Origin of the sequence: Paenalcaligenes sp. (assembly GCF_030152715.1) — a bacterium.
Taxonomy (GTDB): Bacteria; Pseudomonadota; Gammaproteobacteria; order Burkholderiales; family Burkholderiaceae_B; genus Paenalcaligenes; species Paenalcaligenes hermetiae.
This window is the reverse complement of record NZ_JASLIX010000123.1, coordinates 1-4,390: the sequence shown is the minus strand read 5'-3', so window position 1 is coordinate 4,390 and position 4,390 is coordinate 1. Positions and strand designations below refer to the sequence as shown.

General features: G+C 49.5%; 7 protein-coding genes. 3 read left to right on the top strand and 4 right to left on the bottom strand.

Features of this window, described 5'->3' with window-relative positions:
• On the bottom strand, nucleotides 1-194 hold a 194-nt coding region (locus Q1V74_RS10070), incomplete at its 3' end, for a signal recognition particle receptor subunit alpha (protein ID WP_300648606.1).
• A gap of 99 nt (nucleotides 195-293) precedes the next feature.
• On the opposite strand from Q1V74_RS10070, the gene ccsA reads away from it, so the two are divergent.
• Genes ccsA through ampD form a run of 3 tightly spaced genes read left to right on the top strand, consistent with a single transcriptional unit; the run spans nucleotide 294 to nucleotide 1,949 of the window.
• Nucleotides 294-1,145 carry a cytochrome c biogenesis protein CcsA gene (gene ccsA, locus Q1V74_RS10065; RefSeq protein WP_260649389.1) on the top strand — a complete coding sequence of 284 codons (852 nt, stop codon included), beginning with the start codon at nucleotides 294-296 and terminating at the stop codon, nucleotides 1,143-1,145.
• The gene (locus Q1V74_RS10060; protein ID WP_260649390.1) at nucleotides 1,138-1,374 is read left to right on the top strand and encodes a PP0621 family protein; all 237 of its coding nucleotides are present in this window, start codon (nucleotides 1,138-1,140) and stop codon (nucleotides 1,372-1,374) included. Before ccsA ends, Q1V74_RS10060 begins: the two co-directional genes overlap by 8 nt.
• A complete protein-coding gene (gene ampD / locus Q1V74_RS10055) occupies nucleotides 1,374-1,949 on the top strand; it encodes a 1,6-anhydro-N-acetylmuramyl-L-alanine amidase AmpD (RefSeq protein ID WP_300648603.1) in 576 nt (191 codons plus the stop codon). The genes Q1V74_RS10060 and ampD overlap by 1 nt, the downstream gene beginning before the upstream one ends.
• Here ampD and Q1V74_RS10050 read toward each other — a convergent pair.
• The 3 genes from Q1V74_RS10050 to Q1V74_RS10040 all read right to left on the bottom strand — a co-directional run.
• On the bottom strand, nucleotides 1,946-3,058 hold the full coding sequence (locus Q1V74_RS10050; protein WP_300648601.1) for an alpha-hydroxy acid oxidase: 1,113 nt from the start codon (nucleotides 3,056-3,058) through the stop codon (nucleotides 1,946-1,948). The two genes, ampD and Q1V74_RS10050, sit on opposite strands and share 4 nt — an antisense overlap.
• A complete protein-coding gene (locus Q1V74_RS10045) occupies nucleotides 3,058-3,738 on the bottom strand; it encodes a Fe2+-dependent dioxygenase (protein ID WP_300648599.1) in 681 nt (226 codons plus the stop codon). Before Q1V74_RS10045 ends, Q1V74_RS10050 begins: the two co-directional genes overlap by 1 nt.
• Before the next feature lie 64 nt (nucleotides 3,739-3,802).
• On the bottom strand, nucleotides 3,803-4,390 hold a 588-nt coding region (locus tag Q1V74_RS10040), incomplete at its 5' end, for a TonB-dependent receptor (RefSeq protein ID WP_300648597.1).

Genomic DNA, 4,390 nt, shown 5'->3' with positions numbered 1-4,390 from the left:
GCGACTTCTTGCCCCAATGCCTGCTCTTTGACGTTCGCAATGAACTCTCGCACCACGGGCAGCGCTACGTCCGCTTCTAAAAGCGCCATGCGGACTTCGCGCAGCATCTCCTGCGTGTTAGATTCAGTCAATCGGGCTTGTCCACGCATTGTTTTTACAACACGTGCCATGCGCTGGGTAAGATTTTCAAACATAAGTCTGGTTTCGCTTAAACTATAGAATAGAGGAGACAGATTAAATATGGTTTACTGTGGCATCGTGCCTGAAAACTTTTACCTACCCTGTCAATAAATATGTCTGCAAGTATAGTATTTCATGGATTGGCGGCCATCGCCTATGCTGTATTGGCTTTGTCGTTATGGCTGCCCATACAAAAATACCAACGCTCTCCAAAATTAGACCGTACTTTTAGAGCCGGCCTATTAGCCGCTATTATCATCCATGGTACGGGCTTGTTGTTAACCATTATTTTGCCACATGGGCTACATATTGGCTGGGCTTTAGCCCTATCCGCAGGGCTCTGGCTAGGTATGGTGGTATTTTGGTTTGAAAGTTTATATCTGCGGCTAGATAGTTTGCTGCTTATATTACTACCTACTGCCGCCCTCGTCAGCCTTATTGCCACCTTATTCCCAGAAGGCATTGTAGTCCATCATGCCAACAGCGAATGGCTACGTGTGCATTTACTGATCGCCTTATGTGCTTATGGCCTGGCAGGCGTAGCCGCTATGCATGCTATTTTAATTACCGTATTAGACCGACAGCTGCATCGTCCCGTTCAGGCTGCCGGTCAGCAAAACACATGGTATCGTGCATTGGACAGTATGCCACCCTTAATGGTCCAAGAGGATTTACTCTTTAGACTGATTCGTATCGCTTTTTTTGTCCTAACCCTTACCGTAATCACAGGCATGGTTGTATCATTACGGTTAGCGAATCAGCTTATCCCTCTAGACCACAAAACCCTCTTTACCTTGCTTTCTTGGGTAACCTTTGGCGGGCTACTTATCGGGCGCCAGCTTCGTGGCTGGAGAGGGCGTATTGCACTTCGCTGGACGCTGGTGGGGTTTAGCTTTTTACTATTGGCCTATACCGGTAGCCGTTTTGTGTTAGATGTTATTTTACAGAGAGGTCCTTTTGGCTAAATTGCTGTTGTGGGTGGTAGTCATTATTGCAGCCCTGCTTGTCACCCGAATGATTACCCATAAAAAAACACTCGGGCAACGCCCTAAAAAACCCGTTTCTCGACACCAAGCCGAGCCCATGGTACGCTGCGCTCATTGTGGTATTTATCTTCCTCGCTCCGAAGCACTGATGAGCAACGATCACACATGGTGCAGCTTGGATCACGCTAAGCTTGGTCCCCGTCACTAATGCGCTATATCGATCGTCACGGCTGGCTCTGCACCCAACCAGGCATACGCCATGCCCCCTCGCCTAATGCGAATGCTCGCCCTTCCGGCATCGATCCTTATTTATTGGTGATTCACAATATCAGCCTGCCCCCCAATCAGTTTGAGGGGGATGCCATCATTCGTTTTTTTCAAAACCAGCTAGATTTTGATGCTCACCCATGGTTTGAACACATACGCGGGGTTCAGGTCTCGGCTCACTTTTTAATTCGACGAGATGGTGAAATCATCCAGTTTGTTTCTACCCTAGATCGGGCCTGGCATGCTGGGCAGTCTTTTTTTCAGGGAAAAGAAAACTGCAATGATTTCTCTATCGGTATTGAGCTCGAGGGTGCCGACACCATCCCTTACAGTGATAGCCAATACGAGCGCTTAGCCTACCTAACAAACATACTGAGCCAGCGTCACCCGCTACGAGCCGTCTATGGCCACGAGCATATCGCGCCCAAGCGTAAAACAGACCCTGGCCCTGCTTTTGACTGGTGGCGCTACGCTAAGCTTTGTCAGCTGCCTTTGCGTTGTTTTGCGCTCGACTAATATACATCGCCCAAACAATCACGCTGTATGGCATCCAGATTATGGCACCCAGCTAAAGCCATTGTCACCTCGAGCTCTGTGCGCAAAATATGTAGCACATGCGCCACCCCTGCGGCTCCAGCAGCGGCTAACCCATACATATACGGGCGGCCAATCAACACCGCTTTTGCACCAAGCGCTAAAGCAATAAACACATCTGTACCACGCCGAATCCCACCATCAACCAATACCGGTATCGACGCCCCCACAGCCTGCACCACAGCAGGTAAAGCCTGTAATGGCGTAGGAGCAGCATCCAAAACACGTCCCCCATGATTAGACACCACAATACCCGCAGCGCCTATTTCCAGAGCCTGTCGCGCGTCACTGGGGTGCAGTATGCCTTTTAATAATACAGGCAAGGGGCAATCTTGGATAAACTCCGCCACCTGTGCCCACGTTGGTGCCGTCTGCAAAAAACCCGTACCAAACAATGGACTTTGCCCCGCTTGCGACACCAAAGCTGGCTGCGGTGCAAAACCACGTAAATTCACTGCCTCCACCCCTGCAGGCAAACAAAACTGGGCTCGCTGCTCTCTGTTACGTACCCCATTAACTGGCGCATCCACCGTTAATACGATTGCCTCGACACCTAACTGCACCGCCTGCGTTAATAAGCGTGCGCTCGCTTGTTGATCTAGTTGCCAATACCATTGCAGCCACTGCGGGCCAGGTGCTTGAGCAGCCAAAACGGCTAAATCCGTGGAAGACTGCATACTAACCACAAAAGGGGTTTGCATTGCCGCCGCCGCTAAAGCGGTGGCTAGCTCGCCCTCGGGATGCGCCAAGCGCTGATAAGCTACAGGCGCTAAGAAAATAGGATAAGCGTATTCTTTCCCTAACAGGCTCACTCGGGTATGGGCGACAGTTAAATCACGTAAAACGCGTGGCCAGATCTGATAACGCTGATAAGCCGATTCATTACGGTGCAATAAACGCTCATCGGCCGCCCCCCCTGTTAAATAAGCCCAAGCTTGGGGCGTCATACGTGCCTGAGCATAAGAAATATAATCAGCAACCGTCACAATCTCTGCCGGAATCTGCCCCAAAGGTGCTAAAGGAGTCGTCATCACAGCTCCGCCCACTCACGTAGTAGGTTATGGTAAACGCCACTTAATACCGCAAGCTGCGGATGCTGGCTATTCGTGGCGGCTATCGCTTGAATACTCTGATCCAAATCCCACAACATACGTCGCCGGTGCGCTTGGCGTACCATACTCTGCGCCCAAAAAAAGGAAGCCAGCCTCGTGCCAGCAGTTACTGGGTTCACTCTATGCAAACTGGTCCCTGGATACACCACCATATCGCCCGCATTTAATTTAATCGACTGTGTCCCATAGGTATTTTCAATCACCAGCTCTCCCCCCTCGTATTCATCGGCATCGCTCAAAAACAAGGTAGAAGATACATCAGTGCGTAAACGCGCCTCTGTGCCCGCAATAGGAAAAATAGCGTTGTCAATATGATTCCCATACGTACCGCCCCCCTGATAGCAATTAAATCGAGGGGGCAGTATTTTTGCAGGCAAAGCCGCCGCAATATAAGTGGGGTTATTTTGCAAAATATGCAGTAAAAACTGCCCCACTTGCAAACCTACCGGACTGGTTAGCGGTAACTGTAGATTAGCTTTAACATGTTGTGCTAAATAGCCGGCTGTTTTTTTTCCGTCCTCCCATTCAGCGCTGAGTAATGCCTGTCTACAATCTTGCACCTGCTCAGGTGTTAAAACATGTTTAATGGTGATCAGCATGGCTTTCCCTTAATGCAAAAGCCGCCCCAGATGGGGCGGCGTCTATGCGGTATCAATGCACGATTTACTCAAAGCGATAGGTCGCATTCAACATATAAGAACGACCTGGCCCCACGTTTGCAAATAATCCCACATGCGAAGCATCATACACCCGTGTGTTAGTGATGTTATTGACATTAAACTGAAGATTAAAGTTTTTAGTCACATCATAACGCACCATGGCATCATAAACCGTGTGCGATGGGAGTTTTAATACGTTAGCATCGTCAACAAAACGTTTACCCACATAAGTCACACCACCCCCAACGGTCCAATCAGGCTGGACTTTATAGGTTGTCCACAAAGAGGCGCTGTTTTTGGCAATGAATTTAATTTGATTGCCATCATAAACGGCTTCTTTATTGCGGTATTTTTTGATCTTAGGATCTAAGTAAGTATAACCTGCCCAAATATCCCACTTGGGCGTGATCGCGCCTGTGGCACTCAGCTCCAAGCCGCGAACCCGATTGCTTCCAGATAGCGAGACATCCCCCGTAGCCGGATCGGTAGAACGCGCATCCGTTTTATCGGTCTGGAAAACCGCCGCGGTCAACGACAAACGCTCGTCCATCACATCCCATTTTGTACCGAGCTCCCAAGAACGACTTTTCTC

Coding starts and splice junctions, on each gene's coding strand:
- ccsA (WP_260649389.1), top strand. CDS start 294: ATGTCTGCAAGTATAGTATTTCATGGATTGGCGGCCATCGCCTATGCT.
- ampD (WP_300648603.1), top strand. CDS start 1,374: ATGCGCTATATCGATCGTCACGGCTGGCTCTGCACCCAACCAGGCATA.
- Q1V74_RS10050 (WP_300648601.1), bottom strand. CDS start 3,058: ATGACGACTCCTTTAGCACCTTTGGGGCAGATTCCGGCAGAGATTGTG.
- Q1V74_RS10045 (WP_300648599.1), bottom strand. CDS start 3,738: ATGCTGATCACCATTAAACATGTTTTAACACCTGAGCAGGTGCAAGAT.